Source organism: Streptomyces sp. NPDC042100 (assembly GCF_055582325.1).
Map to the genome: position 1 here is coordinate 409,173 of NZ_JBVJDK010000001.1, position 23,410 is coordinate 432,582.

Sequence of the window (23,410 nt, forward strand, 5' to 3'; positions counted from 1 at the left end):
AGGTACTGGCATGGGAGTAAGTGAGCCGAGTGGTGCCGGCGGGCTCCGGCACCCCGTCGTGGTCGACGCGATGTGCCCCGAGCGGCGCGTCCTGGAGCACGTCACCAGCCGCTGGGGCGTGCTCATCCTCATCGTCCTGCTGGAGCGCTCGTACCGCTTCGGCGAGCTGCGCCGGGCGGTCGGCGGGGTCAGCGAGAAGATGCTGACCCAGACCCTCCAGACCCTGGAGCGCGACGGCCTGGTGCACCGCGCCGCCCAGCCCGTGATCCCGCCCCGCGTCGACTACAGCCTCACCGCGCTCGGCCGCGAGGCCGCCGAGCAGGTCGACGCGCTGGCCCGCTGGACGGAGCGGCGGCTGCCCGCCGTCCAGGAGGCCCGGGAGCGTTACGACGAGGTACGCACCGCGTCCCAATGACGTTGTAGCCCGGGCGAGTTGACCCTCCAGGGCCGTACGATCTCCCTCACCGACCGGGGGATCGTGCGAGCGACCGTGGGGGAACGCGTGAGGGATGGATCCGGGTACGGACGGCTGCTGCGCGCGGGCGCGGTGGCGGCGGCGGGCGCGGCGCTGCTCGCGGGTTGCTCGTCGGGAGGCGGGGGCGGGAGCGGGGGAACGGGCGGCGCCTCGGCCACCCGGACCCCGGGCACGGGCGCCTCGGCCACCCCCTCGACCGCGCCCGCCCCGACCGCCAGCCCCACCCCCACCGGACCGCCCTTCACCGCCGACCCCGCGAAGGCCACGCGCACCGCCGCCGAGGCCCGGCGGCTCGCCCTCGCGATCGTGGCCGGGCCCGACGACTGGGGCCCCGAGTACGTCAAGCGCACGCCGTACCTCAGCGGGCCCGGCTCCTGGCCGGTCCTCGACGCGGGGTGCACCTGGGAGGCGGGCGCCCTGCCCCGTACCGTCCTCGCCAGCGTCACCGCCTACGGCGAGATCCCGGGCGCCGGCGGCAAGGGCCCGCTGCGGGTCGCCGCCACGGTGACCGTCCACCGCACCGAGTCCGACGCCGACTGGGAGATGGCCGGGACCCTGGAGGAGGCGCTGCGCTGCCCGGACCAGCGGCTGCGGGAGGGGGAGCGGATCAGCGGCCTCATCTCCCTCGGCGTCCCCTACGGCGTCTCCGGCAACGCGTACGCGGCCGACACCCTCCTGGAGCGGGGTCGGTACCTCAACGAGACCTTCAAGGGCGAGCAGTTCTACACCTGGATGCAGACCCGCGTCGGACAGGCCACCGTCGCCGTCGTGGTGAAGGGCGCCCCCGGCTACACCGAGAACGACGTCACCTCGGCACAGGCGAACGCCAGTGTCGTCATGCAGGAACGCGCCAAGAAGCAGTGGGGAGTCCAGCGATGATCCCGACCCCCGAGTCCGGCCCGCCGTCGGACTCCCGGCCCGCCGGACGCCGGCCGGACCCCGGCCCCGGCGCCCTCCAGCCCCTGCTGCCCGCAGACCCCTCCACGCTCGCCGGCTACCGGCTGCTCGGTCGGCTCGGCGCGGGCGGCATGGGCGTGGTCTACCTCGGCCGCACCGGCACCGGCGAGCTCGCCGCCGTCAAGGTCACCCACGCCGACCAGGCCGACCAGGGCGACTTCCGGATCCGCTTCCGCCGCGAGGTCGAGGCCGCCCGGCGCGTCGCCAGCCCCTGGGCCGTGCCCGTGACCGGCGCCGACCCCGACGCGCCCGAACCCTGGATGGCGACCGCCTTCGTCCCCGGACCCTCCGTCGGCGAGGCCGTCCGCGCGCACGGGCCGCTGCCCGAGCGGAGCGTCCGGATCCTCGGCACCGGCGTCGCGCGGGCGCTCGCCGCCGTCCATGCGGCCGGGATCGTCCACCGGGACGTGAAGCCCGGCAACGTGCTGCTGGCCGTCGACGGCCCCCGCCTCATCGACTTCGGCATCGCCCGCGCGGCCGGGGAGGCCGGGCTCACCTCGACCGACATCGTCGTCGGCACCCCCGGCTTCCTCGCCCCCGAGCAGGCGGAGGCCCGCACCGACCTCGTCGGCCCGCCCGCCGACGTCTTCGCGCTCGGCTGCCTCCTCGCGTTCGCGACGACCGGGCGCCCGCCCTTCGGCGGCGGCACGGCGGACGCCCTGCTCTACCGGACCGTCCACGACCGGCCCGACCTCGCCGGCGTCCCCGAGGCCCTGCTGCCGCTCCTGACCGCCTGCCTCGCCAAGGACCCGGCCGCCCGCCCGACCGCCACCGAGCTCGCCGGCCGGCTCGCCGAGGGGAGCCCCGGTGGCGCCGAGGGGAGCCCCGGTGGCGCCGAGGGGAGCCCCGGTGATGCCGAGGGGAGCCCCGGTGATGCCGAGGGGAGCCCCGACGGCCCCGGGGCGACCGAGGACGCCACTGGCCACACCCCCGCCCGCACCACGGACCAGCCGTCCCCCGGTGCCCCCGCCGACTGGCTGCCCGCGCCCGTCGTCACCACGATCGCCGAACGCGCGGCGGCCATGCTCGCGCTGCCCGACATCGAAGCGACCCTGCCCGGCAACGGCAACGGCAACGGCAACGGCAACGGCAACGGCACCGACCCCGGCGCCCAGCCGCCGAGGCCCAGCCGACGCGCCTTCCTGGCGCTCGGCGCGGGCGCCGCCGTGCTCGCGGCGGGCGGCGGCGGGTACGCCCTGTGGAACTCCCGGCGCGACGGGAAGCCCGCCCCGCCCGCCCCGCGCGCCTCCCGCACCTGGACCATCGGCGTCCTCGCCGACCTGTCCGGCCCCGCCCAGGCCATCGGCCGGGCCCAGGAGCGCGGCGCCCGGCTCGCCGTCGAGCGGTTCAACGCGGCCCACCAGGGCAGGCCGTTCACCGTCCGGCTCAAGGTCTCCGACGACCGGGGGGACGCCTCGGGCGCCCTCGCCGCCGCCCGGAAGCTCACCTCCGACCCCTCGGTGATCGCCGTTCTCGGCCCCACCTCCGACGACACCGGGGAGGCCGCGCTCCCCGCCTTCGAGGAGACGAACGTCCCGCTCCTCACCGTCTCCTGCGGCTACCACCTGCTCACCCTGCGGGGCGACAACGGCCCCAGGAACACGGCCGTGCTCCGCGCCATCCCGAACCACACCGTGGCCGGCACCTACCTCGCCTGGGCGGTCACCCGACAGCCGGGGGTGCGCCGCCCCGGAGTCCTCCAGGACAGGACCGACGACCAGTACAGCTGGCAGTACACCGGCGGCACCCGCTTCGGCTTCGCACGGGCCGGGATCACCCCGCACTTCCGCGTGGTGCCGAGCCGGGCCGTCGACTACCGCGCGGTCCTCGGCGAGATGATCGACGCCGGCATCGACGCGTACGTCCACTGCGGGGTGCCCGCCACCGCCGTGCTCGCCGCCCGCGCCCTGCGCGAACTCGGCTTCACCGGGCCCCGGTTCACCGGCCAGCGCGTGTTCGGCGAGCAGTTCCTGAAGGGGGCGGGCGGCGCCGCCGAGGGCTGGACCGTCAGCGCGCCCGTCGTCGATCCCGTCCAGCGCGCCGCCGACCCGAAGCAGACGGCGGCCGACCGCAAGCTCACCCAGGACTTCCTCGACGCCCACCGCGCGCGCTACGGCACCTCCCCGGCCTACTACACCGGCGAGTCCTTCGACATCGTCGACCTGATCCTGAACCGGATCACCACCGGCGGGGCCAAGGGCCCGCTCACCCACGCGGGCCTCTGGGAGGACCTGCGCAAGCAGGTCCACACCGGGGCCATGGGCGCCTACGCCTTCCAGGAGACCGGAGAACTCCAAGGCAACGGCACCTTCCTGTACGGCGTACGGAACGGCGCCTACGCCTTCCTGGGTGCCGCGCCCGCCGAGCCCCGCAAGGCGGGGAAGGGCTGAACGTGCGGCCGCTCACGCGCTCCGACCCCTCCGCGCTCGCCGGCTACCGGCTGCTCGGGCGGCTCGGCGCGGGCGGCATGGGCGTGGTCTACCTCGCCCGGTCGGCGGGCGGCGCCCTCGCCGCGCTCAAGCTGATCCGCGCCGAGCACGCCGCCGACCCCGGCTTCCGGGCCCGCTTCCGGCGCGAGGCGGAGGCCGCCGGGCGGATCACCGGGCGCTGGGCCGTCCGGGTCCTCGGCGCCGACCCGGAGGCCCACGAGCCGTGGCTGGCCACCGAGTTCGTGCCCGGCCCCTCGCTCGCCGAGGCCGTCGCCGGGCACGGCCCGCTGCCCGAACCGACCGTCCGGGCCCTCGGCGCCCGGCTCGCCGACGCCCTCGACACGCTGCACGCCGCCGGGCTCGTCCACCGGGACGTCAAGCCCGGCAACGTGCTGCTCGCCCTCGACGGACCCCGGCTCATCGACTTCGGCATCGCCCGGATCAGCGGCGCCACCGCGCTCACCGCCACCGGCGCGATGATCGGCACGCCCGGCTTCCTCGCCCCCGAACAGGCCCGCGCCCCCGGGGCGGGCGAGGTCGGCCCGGCCAGCGACGTCTTCTCGCTGGGCTGCGTCCTCGCGTACGCCCTGACCGGCCGCCGCCCCTTCGGTACGGGCCCGGTGGCCGCCGTCGTCTACCGCACGGTGCACGAGGAACCCGACCTCGACGGCCTGCCCGCGACGCTGCTGCCGCTCGTCACCGCCTGCCTCGCCAAAGACGCGGCGGACCGGCCCGCCGCCGCCGCGCTGCGGGACCTGCTGGGCCCCGCCGACGGGCCCGCCCGCGACTGGCTCCCGGACGGGCTGCCCGCGCTGATCGCGCGGAGCTCCGCCCGGATCCTGGACCTCCCGGTCGCCGACCCGACCCTCCTGGTGGCGGACGAGGAGCCCGGGGGCCCCTCCCGGCGCCGCCTCCTGATCGCCGGCTCCGCCGCCGCCGTCGCCAGCGCCGGCGGCCTCACCGCCTGGCTGCTCGGCCGCGCCCCGGCCGGACCGGGCCCGGGCGGCGCCGGCGCGGGGACCGTCCGCGCGGCCCACACCCTCGGCGTGCTGACCGACCTGAGCGGCCCCACCCGCGCGGACGGGCGGGCGCAGGAACGCGGGCTCAGGCTCGCCGCCGAGACCTTCAACGCCCGTGCCGACCGGCCCTTCGACCTGGCGCTCACGGTGCTGGACGACGGGGGAGACCCCGAGCGGGCCGCCGCCGGTGCCCGCACCCTGCTGAAGGACCCGGCCCTGGCCCTCGCCCTCGGCCCGACGACCACCGGGACCGCCACCGCGCTGGCGAACGCGCTCGTCGACACCCGGGTGCCGGTGCTGAGCGTGGTGGCGACCGTCCCGGACGGGGTGATCCGGGGCCAGAAGCCGGACCTGCGCACGTACTTCGAGGTGCGCCCCTACCCCGACGTCATGTTCGTGCCCTTCAAGCGCTACCTCACCGAGCACGACCTGGGCCGCACCGCCGTCATCGAGGACCGGGCCGCCGGCCGGTACAGCTGGCTGGGCGTCCGCAACGTCACGATGACGCCGCCCGCGGGCGGCACGGTCACCGCCTACCCGGTCGCGGCGGACACCGAGGACTTCGGCCCCGCCGTCCGGGCCGCGCTCGCCGCCTCCCCGACGGGTGTGATGTACGTCGGGACCTCGCCGCGCCGGGCCGGACTGTGCGCCAGGGCGCTGGCAGGGCAGGGCTACCGTGGCCCGGCCGGCAGCGTCGAGCCCGCGTTCGGGCCGGAGTTCCTCGCGGTGGCGGGCGCGGCGGCCGAGGGCTGGTACTTCGGGGCGGGCTTCACCGACCCCGACACGGTCCCGTCCGCCCGGCCGTTCGCGGCGGCGTACCGGGCGCGCTGGCGGCTCGGGTCCGGCGACCGGATCGAGCGCTTCGCGGTCGAGTCGTACGACGCCCTGTTCTGGGCGGTGAAGGCGCTGGGCAGGGCCGTCGGCAGGAACCCGGGGAACCTGAGCGCCGCCGTCGCGAACGCGCTGCTGACGGACGACCGGACCTACCGGGGGGTGGCCAGGTCGTACGACTCGCGGTCCGCCGCGGACTCGACGGCGGTCCTCAAGGGCCTGACCCTCTGGCAGATCAGATCCGGCCGCGCCCAGTGCCTGGGCCCCTTCGTGGAGGCGGCGAAGCGCGGCTGACGCGGACGGGCCGTGGACCTCCCGGTCCACGGCCCGCCCCGGCTCGGGTCACGCCCTGTCAGCCGACGACCGTCCAGGTGTCGTTGCCCGTGAGGAGCTGCCCCAGGTCGCCCTTGCCCTGCCGCTCCACGGCCTTGTCCAGCTGTTCGGCCATCAGCGTGTCGTACACCGGCCGCTCCACCGACCGGAACACCCCGATGGGCGTCTGGTGCAGGGTGTCCGGGTCGGCCAGCCGGGAGAGGGCGAAGGCGGTGGTGGGGGAGGCGGAGTGGGCGTCGTGGACGAGGATCCGCGACTCGTTCTCCGGGGTGACGGCGACGACCTTGAGGTCGCCGGTGGCCTCGTCGCGGACCACGCCCTTGTCGAGCTCGGCGCCGAAGCGGATCGGCTGCCCGTGCTCCAGGCGGATCACCGCCTCCTTGGCCCGCTCGTTGTCCTTGAGGACCTCGAAGGCGCCGTCGTTGAAGATGTTGCAGTTCTGGTAGATCTCCACCAGCGCCGTGCCGTTGTGGGCGGCGGCCTGCCGCAGCACCTCGGTGAGGTGCTTGCGGTCGGAGTCCACCGTGCGGGCCACGAAGCTCGCCTCGGCGCCGATGGCCAGCGACACCGGGTTGAAGGGCGCGTCGAGGGAGCCCATCGGCGTCGACTTGGTGATCTTGCCGACCTCGGAGGTGGGGCTGTACTGGCCCTTGGTCAGCCCGTAGATCCGGTTGTTGAAGAGCAGGATCTTCAGGTTGACGTTGCGGCGCAGCGCGTGGATCAGGTGGTTGCCGCCGATGGACAGCGCGTCGCCGTCGCCCGTGACGACCCACACCGACAGGTCGCGGCGCGAGGTCGCGAGGCCGGTCGCGATGGCCGGGGCGCGGCCGTGGATCGAGTGCATCCCGTACGTGTTCATGTAGTACGGGAAGCGGGAGGAGCAGCCGATGCCGGAGACGAAGACGATGTTCTCGCGGGCCAGCCCGAGCTCGGGCATGAAGCCCTGGACGGCGGCGAGCACGGCGTAGTCACCGCAGCCGGGGCACCAGCGGACCTCCTGGTCGGACTTGAAGTCCTTCATCGACTGGGCGGCCTCGGCCTTCGGCACCAGGTGCAGCAGCGACTCACTCATCGATGGTCTCCTTGAGAGCGGCGGCGAGCTGCTCGGCCTTGAACGGCATCCCGTTGACCTGCGTGTGGCTGCGGGCGTCCACGAGGTAGCGGGCCCGGACGAGGGTGGCGAGCTGGCCCAGGTTCATCTCGGGCACCACCACCTTGTCGTAGCCCTTCAGCACCTCGCCCAGGTTCTTCGGGAAGGGGTTGAGGTGCCGCAGGTGGGCCTGCGCGATGGGCTGCCCGGCCGCCCGCAGCCGGCGCACGGCGGCGGTGATGGGGCCGTACGTGGAGCCCCAGCCGAGCACCAGGGTGCGGGCGCCGTCCGGGTCGTCGACCTCGATGTCGGGCACCTCGACGCCGTCGACCTTGGCCTGGCGGGTGCGCACCATGAACTCGTGGTTGGCCGGGTCGTAGCTGATGTTGCCGGTGCCGTCCTGCTTCTCGATGCCGCCGATGCGGTGTTCGAGGCCGGGGGTGCCGGGCACGGCCCAGGGGCGGGCCAGCGTCTCGGGGTCGCGCTTGTACGGCCAGAAGACCTCGGTGCCGTCGGCCAGGGTGTGGTTCGGGCCGGTGGCGAACGCCGTGGTCAGGTCCGGGAGTTCGGCGACGTCCGGGATCCGCCAGGGCTCGGAGCCGTTGGCCAGGTAGCCGTCGGAGAGCAGGAAGACCGGGGTGCGGTAGGCGAGCGCGATCCGGGCCGCGTCGACCGCCGCGTCGAAGCAGTCGGCGGGGGTCTTCGGCGCCACGATCGGCACCGGGGCCTCGCCGTTGCGCCCGTACATGGCCTGGAGGAGGTCGGCCTGCTCGGTCTTGGTGGGCAGCCCGGTGGAGGGACCGCCGCGCTGGATGTCGACGATGAGCAGCGGCAGTTCGAGCGAGACGGCCAGGCCGATGGTCTCGGACTTGAGGGCGACACCGGGGCCGGAGGTGGTGGTGACGGCCAGCGCGCCGCCGAAGGCCGCGCCGAGCGCCGCGCCGATGCCGGCGATCTCGTCCTCGGCCTGGAAGGTGCGCACGCCGAAGTTCTTGTGCTTGGACAGCTCGTGGAGGATGTCCGAGGCGGGCGTGATCGGGTACGAGCCCAGGTAGAGCGGCAGGTCCGCCTGGCGGGCGGCGGCGATCAGGCCGTACGAGAGGGCCAGGTTCCCCGAGATGTTGCGGTACGTGCCGGTGGGGAAGGCGCGGGTCGCGGGGGCGACCTCGTAGGAGACGGCGAAGTCCTCGGTGGTCTCGCCGAAGTTCCAGCCGGCCCGGAACGCGGCCACGTTCGCCTCGGCGATCTGCGGCTTCTTCGCGAACTTCTGGCGCAGGAAGGTCTCGGTGCCCTCGGTGGGGCGGTGGTACATCCAGGAGAGCAGTCCGAGCGCGAACATGTTCTTGGAGCGCTCGGCCTCCTTCCGGGAGAGGCCGAAGTCCTTCAGCGCCTCGACCGTGAGGGTCGTCAGCGGCACCGGGTGGACGCGGAAGCCGTCCAGCGAGCCGTCCTCCAGCGGGGAGGTGGCGTACCCCACCTTGGCCATCGCGCGCTTGGCGAACTCGTCGGTGTTGACGATGATCTCGCCGCCGCGCGGGACGTCCCCGATGTTGGCCTTCAGCGCGGCCGGGTTCATCGCGACCAGGACGTTCGGAGCGTCGCCCGGGGTCAGGATGTCGTGGTCGGCGAAGTGCAGCTGGAACGAGGAGACGCCCGGCAGGGTGCCGGCGGGGGCACGGATCTCGGCGGGGAAGTTCGGCAGCGTGGAGAGGTCGTTGCCGAACGACGCGGTCTCCGAGGTGAAGCGGTCACCCGTGAGCTGCATGCCGTCGCCGGAGTCACCCGCGAAGCGGATGATCACCCGGTCGAGCCGGCGGACTTCCTTCGCGGCGCCGTGGCCGGCCGTCGCCGGGGCGCTTCGCTGCTCCCCGACCAGGGCCTCACCGGCCTCGCTGCTGACCTGGCTGGTCACTGAACTGGACCTCCCTCGCGGCAAGGGTTCTCTCTCCGCCGGGGCGGGAGACAGGCTCGTAAGACGACCGGCCGACCGGTCGTCCCGGGGCCCACCCTACGTCCGTGCCGGGACCCTCCCCGGCACTTCTCGGATGGCGGACCTCTTTTTGAGACGCCCTGGACACCCTTTTCTCATCAATTGTCGCGCTCTGTGAGCTCCTGGGGCGACCAGGGGTCACGTTCCGTACATTGTCGATCACGGACCGGCGTTTTCGCGTCCATTCCGTGGACCGGGTGGCGCGGGGCGGCCGGGGTCCGCCGGTTCCTCACTATCTGACAGAGTGTCAGATAGTGAGGAATCCCTCTAGGAGTTCAGATAGGTCAGCACCGCGAGGACCCGCCGGTGGTCCCCGTCGCTCGGCGACAGGCCGAGCTTCATGAAGATGTTGCTGATGTGCTTCTCCACCGCGCCGTCGCTCACCACGAGCTGCCGCGCGATGGCCGAATTCGTACGCCCCTCCGCCATCAGCCCCAGCACCTCGCGCTCGCGCGGGGTCAGCGCAGCCAGCACGTCCTGCTTGCGGCTCCGGCCGAGCAGCTGCGCCACCACCTCCGGGTCGAGCGCCGTGCCGCCCCGGGCCACCCGCACCACCGCGTCCACGAACTCCCGGACCTCGGCGACCCGGTCCTTCAGCAGATAGCCGACCCCGGTGCTGGAACCGGCCAGCAGCTCGGTCGCGTACTGCTCCTCCACGTACTGCGAGAGGACCAGCACCCCGATCCCGGGGTACTCCTTGCGCAGCCGCACCGCCGCCCGCACGCCCTCGTCGGTGTGGGTCGGGGGCATCCGCACGTCCGCCACGACCACGTCGGGCAGCGCGCCCTCGGCCGCCAGGTCGGACACGGTCTTCACCAGCGCCTCACCGTCGCCGACCCCGGCGACGACCTCGTGCCCGAGGTCGGTGAGGAGACGGGTCAGACCCTCACGGAGCAGCACCGAATCCTCGGCGATGACCACCCGCACGCACTCCGTGCCCTTGTCCGTCACGGCCCTGCCTTTCTGCTGCCTGAGCTGAGAGATCCCCAGCATCGCAGCAGAAAGGACGCGCGGGAGCGGGCGGGGGTTCAACCCGGCCGCCCGCCCGCGCGCGCGGGTTCACGCCCGCCAGGGCAGCTCCGCCGTGACCGTCGTGGGGCCGCCGGCCGGCGAGTCCACGGCCAGCACGCCGTCGACGGCGTCCAGCCGCTCCGCGAGCCCCGCGAGCCCGTGCCCCTCCGCCGGGGCCGCGCCGCCCACGCCGTCGTCGCGGACCTGGAGCATCAGCCGGTCGCCCGACCGCCACACGTCCACCCAGGCCCGCCGGGCGCGGGCGTGCTTGGAGACGTTCTGGAGGAGCTCGGAGACGGTGAAGTACGCGATGCCCTCGATCGCCGCCGCCGGGCGCCCCGGCAGCTCCACGTTCACGGCCACCGGGACGGTGCACCGCGCGGCGACCGCCGACAGGGCGGCGTCGAGGCCCCGGTCGGTGAGGACGGCCGGGTGGATGCCGCGGGCCAGGTCGCGCAGCTCCTGGAGGGCCAGCTTCACCTCGCCGTGCGCCTCGTCGACCATCGCCGCCGCCGCCTCCGGGTCGTGCGCCAGCTTCTCCTTCGCGAGGCCCAGGTCCATGGCCAGGGACACCAGGCGCGCCTGCGCCCCGTCGTGCAGGTCGCGCTCGATCCGGCGCAGGTCGGCGGCGGCGGTGTCCACGACCACGCCCCGGTCCGACTCCAGCTCGGTCACCCGCGAGGCCAGCCGGGAGGGCCCGAGGAGCCCCGAGACCATCAGCCGGTCCACGTTCACCAGACCCCGCAGGACCCAGGGCCCCAGCATGACGAAGAGCAGGCCGATCAGGCTGGTGACGGCGATCTCGAAGCCCGAGTCCAGATAGACGCCGTGAGTGCCGTCCCCGTACAGCTGGAGACCGTCCTGGCCCACGTACATGGGGAAGACCCACTGCCACAGCGGATACGTGAACAGGCCCCAGCCCCAGCCCCAGAGCGCGACCACGAGGGAGAAGGAGAAGACCGCCCAGGGGAAGTGGAGCAGCGCGTACAGCAGGTGCCGCCAGGAGGCGCCGCTCTTCAGCATCGCGCCCATCCAGGAGAGCGCCCCGCCGGTCCGGCCCCGCACCGGCTCCGGCGCCCGCACGTCCAGCCGCAGCAGCCCGCGCGCCCGCGCCCGCTCCACCGCGCCGAAGCCCCGGCACATCGCGAGCGTGCCGGCCAGCACCGGGACGCCGAGGAAGGTGATGAGGAGCCCGGCACCGGCGGAGAAGAAGGAGATGGCGAGGCAGAAGTAGAGGACGCCGAGCGGCAGCCCGAGCAGGACGTAGCCGAACTCACGCCAGGTACGCCCTTCGAACGGGGCGCGCACGGCGGCGGGAAGACGCGGGGAGGCCATCGGGGAGTCCGTTTCTCACGCGGGTGTCTGGGTCACTCCCACCCTCCCGGGAACGGCGGCCCGGAACCATGAGGAGGGTCGGCGTCTATGGAGGGGGGTTTTCCCTACCCGGGGGCGTGGGGCAGTGCTTAGGGGAGGGGAGTGCGTACGGGGAGGGGCGGGGCAGGGCTTACGGGGCGGGGGAGTGCGTACGGGGCGATGGCAGGGCTTACGGGGCGCGGGCACCGCCTACGGGGCGGGGCCCGCCTACGGGCCTGGTGCGGCCTGGCCCGGCCAGGTGCGGTGCGGCCCGGCCCGGTGCGGGCCCCGGCCCGGCCCGGTGTGGCCCGGCGCGGCTAGGCCCGGCCCCGTGGGCTACGCCCGTGTCGCCCGGTCGCGCCAGGGCAGTTCCGCCGTGACCACCGTCGGGCCGCCCTCCGGGGAGTCCACGACGAGGACGCCGTCCACCGCGCCCAGCCGCTCCGCGAGGCCCGCCATGCCCGTGCCCGGGCTGTCCAGGCGGGCGCCGCCGACGCCGTCGTCGCGGACCTGGAGCATCAGGCGGTCATCCGACCGCCACACCTCCACCGCCGCCGCGCGGGCCCGGGAGTGCTTGGAGACGTTCTGGAGCAGCTCGGAGACCGTGAAGTACGCGATGCCCTCGATGGCCTCCGCCGGCCGGGCCGGCAGCTCCACCCCGACCCGCACCGGGACGGTGCACCGCGCGGCGACGGCGGACAGGGCGGCGTCGAGGCCCCGGTCGGTGAGGACGGCCGGGTGGATGCCCCGGGCCAGGTCGCGCAGCTCCTGGAGGGCCAGCTTCACCTCGCCGTGCGCCTCGTCGACCATCGCCGCCGCCGCCTCCGGGTCGTCGAGCAGCTTCTCCTTCGCGAGACCGAGCCCCATCGCCAGCGCCACCAGCCGCGCCTGCGCCCCGTCGTGCAGGTCGCGCTCGATCCGGCGCAGGTCGGCGGCGGCGGTGTCCACGACCACGCCCCGGTCCGACTCCAGCTCCGCGATCCGGCGCTCCAGCTCGTCGGAGGGCGAGAGCAGGCCCCGGACCATGGCCCGGTCCGCGTTGGACAGCCCGCGCGCCACGAACGGCAGCACCGGCCACAGCACGATCAGGGACACCAGGGTCACCGTGAACGTCACGATGCCCCACGGCAGCCGGATGAACCCGTACAACTGGCTCCGCCACGCCACCGGGTCCTTCAGCCGCGCCCACAGCCAGGGGAAGAAGCCGTCCCGGCGCGGCAGCCGGCTCGGCTCGTCCACCTGGACGCCCAGCAGCGCCCGCGCCCGCGCCCGCTCCGCCCGCGCCGTCCCGCGCGCCCCCGCCAGGCCGAGTGCCAGCAGCGGCAGGCCGACGACGGTGACGGCGAGGCCCACCCCCAGCGCGACCGTCACGACCGCGTACACGAAGCCGAGCAGCGCGCACGGCAGATCGGCGAGGAGGTGCGCGATCTCCTTCCAGGTGTGCCGGCCGTAGGCGAAGCGCGCGGGCGGCGGCGGGGAGGGAGGGGCGTCGGCGTCGGGGGCGGTGAGGTCATTCATGGGGACAAGGCTGCCGGTAGGGGACCCGGACCCGCCATGGGGGAGGTCGGTGAGGAAGAGGGGGGATAACCCCACCGCCCCCGCGCCGACTCCGGCCCGACCCCGGCCCGGACCCAGCCCGACCCCGGCCCGGTGCGACCCGCTCCGTCTGCTTACCGCCGCCTTAGCAGGGCCTAGACTCGCGTGCGTAAAGAAACCGGTGAGGCGCCGGTGAAGCACCGGTGAGACACCGACGAGACACCGAGACCGAGGGGCGGACGTGCGGGAACCGACCGTTGTCGCGGCGGACTACTTTCAGACGTACTCCGTCGTCGGCCTGCTGGCCGTCCTCGGCGTGCTCTTCGTCGCCGTCGCGTTCGGCGCCGGGCGGCTGCTGCGGCCCGTCGTGCCGACGCCCGAGAAGCTGCTGACGTACGAGTGCGGCGTCGACCCCGTGGGCGAGGGCTGGGCCCACACCCAGGTCCGCTACTACGTCTACGCCTTCCTCTACGTGATCTTCGCGGTCGACTCGATCTTCCTCTTCCCCTGGGCCACGGTCTTCGCCGCCCCCGGCTACGGGGCGACCACCCTGGTCGAGATGTTCATCTTCCTCGGCTTCCTGGCCGTGGGACTGCTCTACGCGTACAAGAAGGGCGTCCTGGCATGGCTGTGACACCGCTGCCGGCCCCCAAGCTGGGCCCGCTCGCCCGGCTGGCCCCGGAGCCGATGAAGGTGGTCCTCAACTGGGGCCGCCGCTACAGCCTGTGGGTCTTCAACTTCGGCCTCGCCTGCTGCGCGATCGAGTTCATCGCCGCCTCGATGGCCCGTCACGACTTCATCCGGCTCGGCGTGATCCCCTTCGCGCCCGGCCCCCGCCAGGCCGACCTGATGATCGTCTCCGGCACCGTCACGGACAAGATGGCCCCCGCCGTCAAGCGCCTGTACGAGCAGATGCCGGAGCCCAAGTACGTCATCTCCTTCGGCGCCTGCTCCAACTGCGGTGGCCCGTACTGGGACTCGTACTCCGTCACCAAGGGCGTCGACCAGATCATCCCCGTCGACGTCTACGTGCCGGGCTGCCCGCCCCGCCCCGAGGCGCTCCTCCAGGGCATCCTCAAGCTCCAGGAGAAGATCGCCCGCGAGAGCCTCGGCGAGCGCTACGGCGCGGCCGAGCCGTCCGTCGCGCAGCTCACCAGCGGCCTGGTGCGGCCCCCGCAGCCGGGAGCCACGGCATGACGCTGAACCAGAACGCCTACGACACCCTCCCGGACGCGGTCACCGACCTCTTCGGCGCGGAGGCGACGGCCGAGCGGGCGTACGACCTGCTCACGGTCGACGTCCCGACGGCCTCCTGGATCGCGGCGCTGGAGATCGCCCGCGACAAGCTGGGCTGCACCTACTTCGACTGGCTCAGCGCCGTCGACGAGCCGGGCACCGGCTTCCGCGTCTGCGCGCACGTCGCCTCGGTCGGCCCCGGCCACGTCCGCCGCCTCCTGCTGCGGACGACGGTCCCGCACGCCGCCCCCTCGCTCCCGACCGCCGTCGCCGTGTACGCGGGGGCGGGCTGGCACGAGCGCGAGACGTACGAGATGTTCGGCGTGACCTTCACGGACCACCCGCACCTCGTGCACCTGCTGCTCCCCGAGAACTTCGAGGGCCACCCGCTCCGCAAGGACTTCGTGCTGGCCGCCCGCGTCGCCAAGGCGTGGCCCGGCGCGAAGGAACCGGGCGAGGCCCACGACCCGAACGCCCCCAAGCGGCGCCAGATGCTGCCGCCCGGCGTGCCCGACCCCAACGAGTGGGGCCCCCTCAAGGGCCAGCTCCCGCCCGCCCCGGCCCGCCCCTCGCGCGCAGCGGCGGGCGACCGCCCGGTCCGCCGCGCCCGCACCACCGCCGAAGGCTCGGCGACCCAGCCCGCGACCGACCCGGCACCCCCGGTACGCCGCTCCCGCAGCGCGTCAGACGGCTCGGCGAGCCAGTCGGCCCCGGCTCCGGCCCCGGCGGTGGACCCGTCCGCTCCGGTACGCCGCTCGCGCAGCGCCTCCGCCGGCTCGGCGAGTCAGCGTGCGGCGGAGGCGGCGCCCGACGCTGCGGCCGGGCAGCCGGACGGCACCGAAGCGCCCCAGAAGCCCGCGCCCCGGACCCGTAGCGCGGACGCGCCCTGGCACCACGCCCGCCCGGCCTTCGACGAGGACCAGGCGGCGCCCGAGCCCGCAGACAAGTCCGCAGACAAGCCCGCCGCGCCCGACAAGCCCACCCCGCCCGCCGAGGGCCCCGCCGACGGGACCGACGACACCGACCCCGCCGGAGGCGATCCCGCGTGACCGACGTACTCGACGTCGCCCTCCGGCTGCTCATCGTCTTCGCCGTCTTCCTCGTGCTCCCGCTCGTCGTCGGCCAGACCGAGCACAAGGTCATGGCCCACATGCAGGGCCGCCTCGGCCCCATGTACGCGGGCGGCTTCCACGGCTGGGCGCAGCTCGTCGCCGACGGCGTGAAGTTCGCGCAGAAGGAGGACGTCGTCCCGGCCGCCGCCGACCGGCGGATCTTCCAGCTCGCGCCGGCCGTCGCCCTCCTCCCGTACCTGCTCGTGCTCGTCGCGATCCCGATCGGCCCGAGCGAGGGCGCGGTCGGGCAGGTGATCGACGCGGGCATCTTCTTCGTGCTCGCGGTGATGGGCGTCGGCGTTCTCGGCAGCCTGATGGCGGGCTGGGCCTCGGCCAACAAGTTCTCGCTGCTCGGCGGCCTCCGCACGGCCGCCCAGCTGCTCGCCTACGAGCTGCCGATGCTGCTCGCCGCCGCGTCCGTCGCGATGGCCGCCGGCACCGTCTCCCTCCCCGGCATCCTGAACGCCTTCGAGTGGTGGTGGGTGCCCTGGCAGATCGTCGGCGCGCTCGTCTTCTTCACCGCGGGCCTGGCCGAGCTCCAGCGCCCGCCGTTCGACATGCCCGTCGCCGACTCGGAGATCATCTTCGGCGCGTACACGGAGTACACCGGCCTGCGCTTCGCGCTGTTCCTGCTCGCCGAGTACGCGGGCATCGTCGTCCTGTGCGGCCTGACCACCGTCCTCTTCCTCGGCGGCTGGCACGGCCCGCTCGGCGCCGACGGACTCGGCTGGGTCTGGACCCTGCTGAAGACCGCCGTCCTGGCGTTCGTGGTGATCTGGCTGCGCGTCTCCTACCCCCGGCTCCGCGAGGACCAGCTCCAGAAGCTCGCCTGGACGACCCTCGTCCCGCTCGCCCTCGCGCAGATCGCGCTGACCGGCATCGTGAAGGTGGCGATCCAGTAACCATGGCCCCCCCGATCCCCGGCTCCGGCCTCGCCAAGGGCCTCGCCGTCACCCTCCGCACGATGACCCGCAAGAGCGTCACCGCGCAGTACCCGGACGTGCAGCCCGAGCTGCCGCCCCGCACCCGAGGGGTGATCGGGCTGTTCGAGGAGAACTGCACGGTCTGCATGCTGTGCGCCCGCGAGTGCCCCGACTGGTGCATCTACATCGACTCCCACAAGGAGACGGTCCCGGCCGCCGCCCCCGGCGGCCGCGAGCGCAGCCGCAACGTCCTCGACCGCTTCGCGATCGACTTCTCGCTCTGCATGTACTGCGGCATCTGCATCGAGGTGTGCCCCTTCGACGCGCTGTTCTGGTCGCCCGAGTTCGAGTACGCGGAGACCGACATCCACGAGCTGACCCACGAGCGCGACAAGCTCCGCGAGTGGATGTGGACCGTCCCGGAGCCGCCCGCGCTCGACCCGCGCGCGGAGGAGCCGAAGGAGATCGCCGCGGCCCGCAAGGCGGCGGAGAAGGCGGCGGCCCAGGCCGCCGCCGAGGCCGCCGAGGCGGAGGGGGAGCAGCAGTGATCCTCGCCGCAGCCCAGTCCGCGACCCAGTCCGCGACCCAGGGCTTCCTGTCGCCCACCGGCGTCGAGATCGTCTTCCTCCTCGTCGGCCTCGTCACCCTCGGCGCGGCCGTCGTCACCGTCACCACCAAGCAGCTCGTGCACGCCGCCCTGTGGCTGGTCGTGGCGCTCGGCGGCATCGCCGTCGAGTACCTGCTGCTGACCGCCGAGTTCATCGCCTGGGTGCAGGTGCTGATCTACGTCGGCTCGGTCGTCGTCCTCCTCCTCTTCGGGCTCATGCTCACCAGGGCCCCCATCGGGCGCTCCCCGGACGCCGACTCCGGCAACCGGTGGGTCGCCCTCGGGGTCGCGGTGGCCGCCGCCGCGGCCCTGGTGTGGGTGGTCGTGGACGCCTTCCGCACCACCTGGATCGACCTCGACGGGGCCGCCGGCTCCGCCCAGGGCTCCACGGCCGTGACCGGCGAGATCCTGTTCCGGCACTGGGTGCTGCCCTTCGAGGCGCTGTCGGTGCTGCTGCTCGCGGCGCTGGTCGGCGCGATCGTCCTGTCGAAGCGCACCGGCGCGACCGAGACCGAGAAGGCGGGGGACCGGGACTGATGCATCTCGCCTACCCGGCGGTCCTGGCCGCCCTGCTCTTCTCCGTCGGCCTGTACGGCGTGCTCGCCCGCCGCAACGCGATCCTGGTCCTGATGGGCGTCGAGCTCATGCTCAACGCCGTCAACCTCAACCTGGTCGCCTTCGACGTCTGGCTCCGCGACACCCTGCACGCGGGCCAGGCGCTCACCCTCTTCACCATCGCCATCGCCGCCGCGGAGATCGGCATCGGTCTCGCGATCGTCCTGATGGTCTACCGCAACCGCGGCACCTCGGACGTGGACCGGCTCCGCGACACCAAGGACACGCCGTCCGAGGACGACCCGGACGGGGACGACCCCGACGGGGACGACCCGGACCGGGACGAGCCGTCCGGCGGCCGTCCATCCGCAGACGAGAAGGCCGAGGCCACCGCGTGACCACCACGACCCTCGCCGTCCTCGTCCCCCTCCTCCCCTTCCTCGGCGCGGTCGCCGGCCTCCTCCTCGGCCGCACCGCCCCCGGCTTCACCCGGCCGCTCGCCGTGCTGCCGACGCTCGCGGCGGCCGTCCTGGCCGTCCTCGTCGCCGTCCGGCAGGGCGGCGGGAAGACGATCGACGCGGCCACCCAGCTGACGCCCACCGGCTCGGTCCCCATCGACCTGGCGCTGCACATCGACGGCTTCGCCGCCCTCGTCGCGATCCTCGTCGGCACCGTCGCCACCTGCGTGCAGGTCTACTCGACCGGCTACCTCCGGCACGACCCGCGCTACCCCTCGTACGCCGCGCTGGTCTCCCTCTTCACCTCCGCGATGCTGCTCGTCGTCTACTCCGGCGACCTGATGGTGCTGCTGGTCGGCTGGGAGATCATGGGCATCTGCTCGTACTTCCTGGTCGGGCACTACTGGGAGACCCCCGAGGCCCGCGCGGCCTCCCTGAAGGCCTTCCTCGTCACCAAGCTCGGCGACGTCCCCTTCCTCTTCGGGCTCTTCGCCCTGGCCGCCGACGCGGGCACCTTCCGCATCACCGGCATCCTCGGCACCGTCGCGAGCGGCGGCCTGGACCACCCCACCCTGATCGCGCTGCTGCTCCTCGCCGGTGTGGCGGGCAAGTCCGCGCAGTTCCCGCTGCACACCTGGCTGCCCGACGCGATGGCCGGCCCCACCCCCGTCTCCGCGCTGATCCACGCGGCGACGATGGTCACCGCCGGCATCTACTTCGTCGCCCGGCTGCTGCCCGTCTTCGCCGCCTCCGCCGCCGCGATGACCGTGCTCGCCGTGATGGCCGCCGTCACCATGGTCGGCTCGGCGCTCGCCGCGCTCGCCCAGGACGACATCAAGCGGGTCCTCGCCTACTCGACGATCGGCCAGCTCGGCTACATGGCGGGCGCCCTCGCCGTCGGCGACCGGGGTGCCGCCGTCTTCCACCTCCTCGCGCACGGCGCCTTCAAGGCGCTGCTCTTCCTCGCCGCGGGCACCGTCATCCACGCCGCGGGCACCAACTCGCTCGCGGCGATGTCCCGGATGGGCGGTCTCGCCAAGCGCGTCCCGGACGCCTACTGGACGATGACGATCGCCCTCCTCGCGCTCGCCGCGATCCCGCCCTTCGCCGGCTTCTTCTCCAAGGAAGCCGTCCTCGTCGCCGCCGAGCACACGGCCACCGGCGGATCGGCCCTCGCCCCCGCCGGGGCCGGCTGGACCGTCCTCGTCGCCGGCCTGCTGACGGCGCTGCTGACCGCCGCGTACGCGGCCCGCCTGTGGCTGCTCGCCTTCCGGGGCCGCGGTGCCGAGGCCCCGGACCACGGGAGGCAGCCGATCGCCATGACCACCGTCCTGTGGGTGCTCGCCGTCCCCTCCCTCGGCTTCGGACTCACCGCCGGCTACCTCGACGACTGGTTCGACGGGCACCCGCTGACCCCGACCGTCACCACCGCCGTCCTCGGCACCGGCCTCGCCGTCGTCGGCGGCGCCGTGCTGTACGCGGTGTGGCGCTCGCTCGCCCCGAAGCGCGCGGCCGTCGCCGCGGCCACCGTCGCCCACCCCGACGCCGAGGGCGGCGAGGTCGAGGCGGAGGCCCTGGACCTGCCGCACCCCGCCCGGGACCCGGGCGACCCCGGCCGCGTCCTGCTGGGCCCGCTGCACAGCGCCGCCGCCGACGGCTTCCACCTGGACGCGGTCTACCGGGCCGCCTTCGTCCGCCCCGTGCTCGCCGCCGCCTCCCTGGTCCGCTTCCTGGACCGCGAGGTCGTCGACACCTACGTCCGCGGGGCGGCCGGCAGTGCCAAGGGGCTCGGCCGGCTCGTCCGCCTCGCCCAGACCGGCAATGTGCAGACCTACCTCAGCGCGCTGCTCGCCGGCTCCGTCGTCCTGGCGGTCGTCGCCGTCGTCCTCGCCAACGCCGCCGGAGCGTGAGCCGTGCTCGATATCAGCGAATCCGTGATGCAGTTCCTTCTGGCGTTGATCGTCCTCGGCCCGCTCGTCGGCGCCGCCGCGGCCCTCCTGCCGGCCCCGCCCGGACTGAAGGGGACCTCACCCGACCAGGCCGTGCTCCGCCACGGCGTCACCGTCACCGGCGTGATCCTGCTGGCCGCGATCGTCCTCGCGCTCGGCTTCGACCACGACAGCCCCTCGACGATGCAGGCCACCACGGACATCAGCTGGATCCACGCGCTGGACGTGCGGATCCACCTCGGTGTCGACGGCATCTCGCTCCCCCTCCTGCTCCTGACCGCGCTGCTGACCTTCCTCTGCGCGCTGTACAGCTACTTCAAGCCGCCCACGGGCCCGTCACCCAAGGCGTTCGTCGCGCTGCTGCTCCTCCTTGAGACCGGCACCCTCGCGAGCTTCGCCGTCCTCGACCTGATCCTCTTCTTCCTGGCCTTCGAGACGGTCCTGGTCCCGATGTACTTCCTCATCGCCCGCTGGGGCGGCGAGGGCAGGCGGGCCGCCTCCTGGAAGTTCGTCCTCTACACGCTGCTCGGCTCGGTCGTGATGCTGCTCGGCCTCCTCCTCATCGGCATCAAGGCGGGCACGTTCGACATGGTGGCACTGGCCACTGACAACGGCCGGGGCCTGACCACGTCCGTGCAGGTCATCGCCGTTCTGGCGATCGGTCTCGGGCTCGCCGTGAAGACCCCGATGTGGCCGCTGCACAGCTGGCTCCCGGACGCCCACACCGCCGCCCCGACCGTCGGCTCGGTGCTCCTCGCCGGCGTCATGCTGAAGATGGGCACGTACGGGTTCGTCCGGATCGCGCTGCCCATCGCCCCCGACGGGATGCACGCCTTCGCCCCGTACCTCGGCGGCTTCGCCGTCGCCGGGATCGTCTACGGATCGCTCGCCTGCCTGGCCCTGGTCCGGCCCGGCGGCAAGGGCGACCTCAAGCGCCTGATCGCGTACTCCTCCGTCGGCCACATGGGCTTCGTGCTGCTCGGCATCGCCACCATGACCCCCACCGGGGTCAACGGCGCCCTCTTCGCCAACATCGCCCACGGCCTCATCACCGGCCTCCTCTTCTTCCTGGTCGGCGCCCTCAAGGACCGCTACGGCACCGCCGACCTCGACACCCTCGCCGGGGCCACCGGCGCCGCCCTCTACGGCCGCGCCCCCCGCCTCGGCGCCCTGCTCGCCTTCGCCGCCGTCGCCTCGCTCGGCCTGCCCGGGCTCGCCGGCTTCTGGGGCGAGATGCTCGCCCTCTTCGGCGCCTTCGACCCGGCCGAGGGACTCAGCCGCCCCGCCTTCCTCACCTACATGGCGATCGGCGGCTTCGGCACCCTCCTCACCGCCGCCTATCTGCTCCTCGTCGTCCGCCGCGTCTGCATGGGCGGCCCCCGCCCGGCCGGCGAGACCCCCATCGCCGACGTCCAGGGGTACGAGCTCGCCGCCTGGAGCCCGCTCGTCGCCCTCACCGTCCTCGCCGGACTGTGGCCCGCGGTCCTCCTCGGCCTCACCGACCCGGCCGTCCAGCAGCTGCTCGCCGGAGGAAAGCCGTGATGTCCCTCGTCCAGTCCGTCGACTGGCTCACGATCGCGCCGCCCACCCTCACCGCCGTGGTCGGCGTCGGGATCCTCGTCGCCGACCTGTTCGTGCCCGCCGCCCGCAAGCGGCTGCTCGGCTGGGCCGCGACCGGCGGCCTGGCCGCCGCCCTCGCGCTGCTCGTCCCGCTGCGCGCCGGCGACCGCTCGACGTTCTGCCTCGCCCCGGACACCACCCTGCGGGCGTGCGGCTACACCGCCGACGACTTCACCGTCGTCATCCAGCTCCTGGTGCTCGCGGGCGCCCTCGTCACCGCGCTCCTCTCGCTCGCCGACACCCGCGAGGACCGGCTGCCCGCGGGCGAGTACTGGTTCCTGCTGCTGGCCTCCGCCGCGGGCGCCGCCCTGCTGCCCGCCTCCCGGGACCTGGCCACCCTCGTCGTCGCCCTCGAAGTGGCCTCGCTGCCCGCCTTCGCGCTGGTCGGGATGCGCCGAGGCGACCGGATGTCCAGCGAGGCGGCGCTCAAGTTCTTCCTCTCCTCGGTCACCGCGACCGCCGTCACCCTGCTCGGCGTGAGCTTCGTCTACGCGGCGACCGGCACCCTCCACCTCACCGAGATCGCCCAGCGGCTCGACGAGGTGCCGGGCCAGCTGCACACGCTCGCCCAGGCGGGCGTGGTCCTCACCCTGGTCGGCTTCGCGTTCAAGACCGCCGTCGTGCCCTTCCACTTCTGGGTGCCCGACACCTACGTCGGCGCCCCGCTGCCCGTCGCCGCCTACCTCTCCGTGGTCGGCAAGGCCGTCGGCTTCACCGGGCTCATCCTGGTGACCGTCGTCGCCTTCCCCTCCTACGCGGACGTGTGGGGCCCGGCGCTCGCCGTGCTCGCCGCGCTCACCATGACCGTCGGCAACGTCGCCGCGCTGCGCCAGGCGTCCACCCGCGCGTGGAGCGCGGTACGGCTGCTCGCCTGGTCCTCCGTCGGCCAGGCCGGCTACCTCCTGGTGCCGGTCGCCGCCGCCGCGTACTCCAGCGACGACCAGATCGGCGCCACCGTCGCGTACGCCCTCATGTACGCCGTGGTGAACCTCGGCGCCTTCGCCGTCGTCGTGCTCGTCGCCCGCACCCGCCCGCGCGCGCGGATCTCCGACTTCCGCGGGCTGTACGCCGAGCGCCCCGGCGCCGCCCTCGCGCTCGCCTTCTTCCTGCTGAATCTGGCCGGGCTGCCCCCGGGTATCATCGGCCTCTTCGCCAAGGTGACCGTGTTCTCGGCAGCCGTCGACGCCGGTCTGGGCTGGCTCGCCGTGATCATGGGCGTCAACGTCGTGATCGCGCTCTACTACTACCTGCGGTGGACCGCGCTGGTCTTCCGCGCGCCCAAGGGAGCCGTCACCCGGCTCGGGGCCCCCACCCCCGTCACCCTGGCGATCGCGCTGACCGCCGCCGCCGGTGTCGTGCTGTCGGGCTACCCGCAGCTCGCCCTCCGCTACGCGGCGAACAGCCTCTTCTGATCCCCCCACGGAACAAACCAAGGAGCAGTACCCCGTGCTGAACGGCTTCAAGGACTTCATACTTCGCGGAAACGTCGTCTCGATGGCCATCGGCCTGGCCGTCGGCTCCGCGTTCACCGCCGTCGTCACCGGCTTCAGCAAGGCGTTCATCACCCCGCTCATCGGCCTCGCCACCGGCTCGGTCGGCGACTTCAGCGAGGCCAGCTTCACCGTCGGCAAGACCGTCTTCCCGTACGGCCTGGCGATCGCCGCCGCCATAGCGTTCGTGATCACCGCCGCCGTCCTCTACTTCCTGATCGTCGTCCCCATGTCGAAGATCCAGGAGAGGTTCGCCAAGGAGGAGGCGGCCGACCCGAAGTCCGAGAAGCGCGACTGCCCCCGCTGCTTCACCGAGATCCCGGCCGTCGCCTCCCGCTGCGCCCACTGCACCAGCGAGGTCGAGCCGGTCGCCGGCTCCCTGGAGAAGTACGGCGTCCCGCTGCCCCGCTGATCACCCGTACGGCCTACACGGCCC

Annotated in this window: 20 protein-coding genes; 15 read left to right on the top strand and 5 right to left on the bottom strand. The window is 73.9% G+C overall.

What is annotated here, in order from left to right:
- The first annotated feature begins 10 nt into the window (after positions 1–10).
- From ACZ6J5_RS01915 to ACZ6J5_RS01930, 4 genes are all read left to right on the top strand, one after another.
- On the top strand, positions 11–415 hold the full coding sequence (locus tag ACZ6J5_RS01915) for a winged helix-turn-helix transcriptional regulator (protein WP_469386666.1): 405 nt from the start codon (positions 11–13) through the stop codon (positions 413–415).
- A gap of 87 nt (positions 416–502) precedes the next feature.
- On the top strand, positions 503–1,354 hold the full coding sequence (locus ACZ6J5_RS01920) for a hypothetical protein (protein ID WP_469386668.1): 852 nt from the start codon (positions 503–505) through the stop codon (positions 1,352–1,354).
- Positions 1,351–3,822 (top strand): bifunctional serine/threonine-protein kinase/ABC transporter substrate-binding protein, encoded by a 2,472-nt coding sequence (locus tag ACZ6J5_RS01925; protein ID WP_469386669.1) that lies wholly within the window; start codon positions 1,351–1,353, stop codon positions 3,820–3,822. Before ACZ6J5_RS01920 ends, ACZ6J5_RS01925 begins: the two co-directional genes overlap by 4 nt.
- 2 nt (positions 3,823–3,824) lie before the next feature.
- On the top strand, positions 3,825–6,005 hold the full coding sequence (locus ACZ6J5_RS01930) for a bifunctional serine/threonine-protein kinase/ABC transporter substrate-binding protein (RefSeq protein WP_469386671.1): 2,181 nt from the start codon (positions 3,825–3,827) through the stop codon (positions 6,003–6,005).
- Between the two features lie 58 nt (positions 6,006–6,063).
- Here ACZ6J5_RS01930 and ACZ6J5_RS01935 read toward each other — a convergent pair whose 3' ends face one another.
- The 5 genes from ACZ6J5_RS01935 to ACZ6J5_RS01955 all read right to left on the bottom strand — a co-directional run bounded on the left by ACZ6J5_RS01935 (position 6,064) and on the right by ACZ6J5_RS01955 (position 13,006).
- Positions 6,064–7,116 (bottom strand): 2-oxoacid:ferredoxin oxidoreductase subunit beta, encoded by a 1,053-nt coding sequence (locus ACZ6J5_RS01935; protein WP_469386672.1) that lies wholly within the window; start codon positions 7,114–7,116, stop codon positions 6,064–6,066.
- A complete protein-coding gene (locus ACZ6J5_RS01940) occupies positions 7,109–9,046 on the bottom strand; it encodes a 2-oxoacid:acceptor oxidoreductase subunit alpha (protein ID WP_469386674.1) in 1,938 nt (645 codons plus the stop codon). Before ACZ6J5_RS01940 ends, ACZ6J5_RS01935 begins: the two co-directional genes overlap by 8 nt.
- Before the next feature lie 345 nt (positions 9,047–9,391).
- Positions 9,392–10,051 (bottom strand): response regulator transcription factor, encoded by a 660-nt coding sequence (locus ACZ6J5_RS01945; RefSeq protein WP_362468647.1) that lies wholly within the window; start codon positions 10,049–10,051, stop codon positions 9,392–9,394.
- Between the two features lie 132 nt (positions 10,052–10,183).
- The gene (locus ACZ6J5_RS01950; protein WP_469386676.1) at positions 10,184–11,470 is read right to left on the bottom strand and encodes a sensor histidine kinase; all 1,287 of its coding nucleotides are present in this window, start codon (positions 11,468–11,470) and stop codon (positions 10,184–10,186) included.
- Positions 11,471–11,824: 354 nt separating this feature from the next.
- Entirely contained in the window at positions 11,825–13,006 is a 1,182-nt protein-coding gene (locus ACZ6J5_RS01955) for a sensor histidine kinase (protein WP_469386678.1), read from the bottom strand.
- 259 nt (positions 13,007–13,265) lie between these two features.
- Between ACZ6J5_RS01955 and ACZ6J5_RS01960 the strand changes: the two genes are divergently transcribed.
- From ACZ6J5_RS01960 to mscL, 11 genes are read left to right on the top strand one after another with little or no spacing between them, the layout of a single operon-like run.
- Positions 13,266–13,658 (top strand): NADH-quinone oxidoreductase subunit A, encoded by a 393-nt coding sequence (locus ACZ6J5_RS01960; RefSeq protein ID WP_469386680.1) that lies wholly within the window; start codon positions 13,266–13,268, stop codon positions 13,656–13,658.
- Positions 13,649–14,221, top strand: a complete 573-nt coding sequence (locus tag ACZ6J5_RS01965) for an NADH-quinone oxidoreductase subunit B (RefSeq protein ID WP_469386682.1) — start codon at positions 13,649–13,651, stop codon at positions 14,219–14,221. Before ACZ6J5_RS01960 ends, ACZ6J5_RS01965 begins: the two co-directional genes overlap by 10 nt.
- The gene (locus ACZ6J5_RS01970; RefSeq protein WP_469386684.1) at positions 14,218–15,309 is read left to right on the top strand and encodes an NADH-quinone oxidoreductase subunit C; all 1,092 of its coding nucleotides are present in this window, start codon (positions 14,218–14,220) and stop codon (positions 15,307–15,309) included. Before ACZ6J5_RS01965 ends, ACZ6J5_RS01970 begins: the two co-directional genes overlap by 4 nt.
- The gene (locus tag ACZ6J5_RS01975) at positions 15,306–16,274 is read left to right on the top strand and encodes a complex I subunit 1/NuoH family protein (protein WP_362468438.1); all 969 of its coding nucleotides are present in this window, start codon (positions 15,306–15,308) and stop codon (positions 16,272–16,274) included. The genes ACZ6J5_RS01970 and ACZ6J5_RS01975 overlap by 4 nt, the downstream gene beginning before the upstream one ends.
- A 2-nt stretch (positions 16,275–16,276) precedes the next feature.
- Positions 16,277–16,843 (top strand): NuoI/complex I 23 kDa subunit family protein, encoded by a 567-nt coding sequence (locus ACZ6J5_RS01980; RefSeq protein ID WP_469386687.1) that lies wholly within the window; start codon positions 16,277–16,279, stop codon positions 16,841–16,843.
- The gene (locus ACZ6J5_RS01985) at positions 16,840–17,439 is read left to right on the top strand and encodes an NADH-quinone oxidoreductase subunit J family protein (protein WP_469386689.1); all 600 of its coding nucleotides are present in this window, start codon (positions 16,840–16,842) and stop codon (positions 17,437–17,439) included. Before ACZ6J5_RS01980 ends, ACZ6J5_RS01985 begins: the two co-directional genes overlap by 4 nt.
- Positions 17,439–17,855, top strand: a complete 417-nt coding sequence (gene nuoK, locus ACZ6J5_RS01990; protein ID WP_469386691.1) for an NADH-quinone oxidoreductase subunit NuoK — start codon at positions 17,439–17,441, stop codon at positions 17,853–17,855. Before ACZ6J5_RS01985 ends, nuoK begins: the two co-directional genes overlap by 1 nt.
- Complete coding sequence (locus ACZ6J5_RS01995; RefSeq protein WP_469386693.1) at positions 17,852–19,825, top strand: NADH-quinone oxidoreductase subunit 5 family protein; 1,974 nt, start codon at positions 17,852–17,854, stop codon at positions 19,823–19,825. Before nuoK ends, ACZ6J5_RS01995 begins: the two co-directional genes overlap by 4 nt.
- A gap of 27 nt (positions 19,826–19,852) precedes the next feature.
- The gene (locus ACZ6J5_RS02000) at positions 19,853–21,406 is read left to right on the top strand and encodes a complex I subunit 4 family protein (protein ID WP_469387416.1); all 1,554 of its coding nucleotides are present in this window, start codon (positions 19,853–19,855) and stop codon (positions 21,404–21,406) included.
- Positions 21,406–22,896 (top strand): NADH-quinone oxidoreductase subunit N, encoded by a 1,491-nt coding sequence (locus tag ACZ6J5_RS02005; RefSeq protein WP_469386695.1) that lies wholly within the window; start codon positions 21,406–21,408, stop codon positions 22,894–22,896. Before ACZ6J5_RS02000 ends, ACZ6J5_RS02005 begins: the two co-directional genes overlap by 1 nt.
- A gap of 34 nt (positions 22,897–22,930) precedes the next feature.
- Positions 22,931–23,386 carry a large conductance mechanosensitive channel protein MscL gene (gene mscL / locus ACZ6J5_RS02010; protein WP_469386697.1) on the top strand — a complete coding sequence of 152 codons (456 nt, stop codon included), beginning with the start codon at positions 22,931–22,933 and terminating at the stop codon, positions 23,384–23,386.
- Positions 23,387–23,410: the final 24 nt, after the last annotated feature.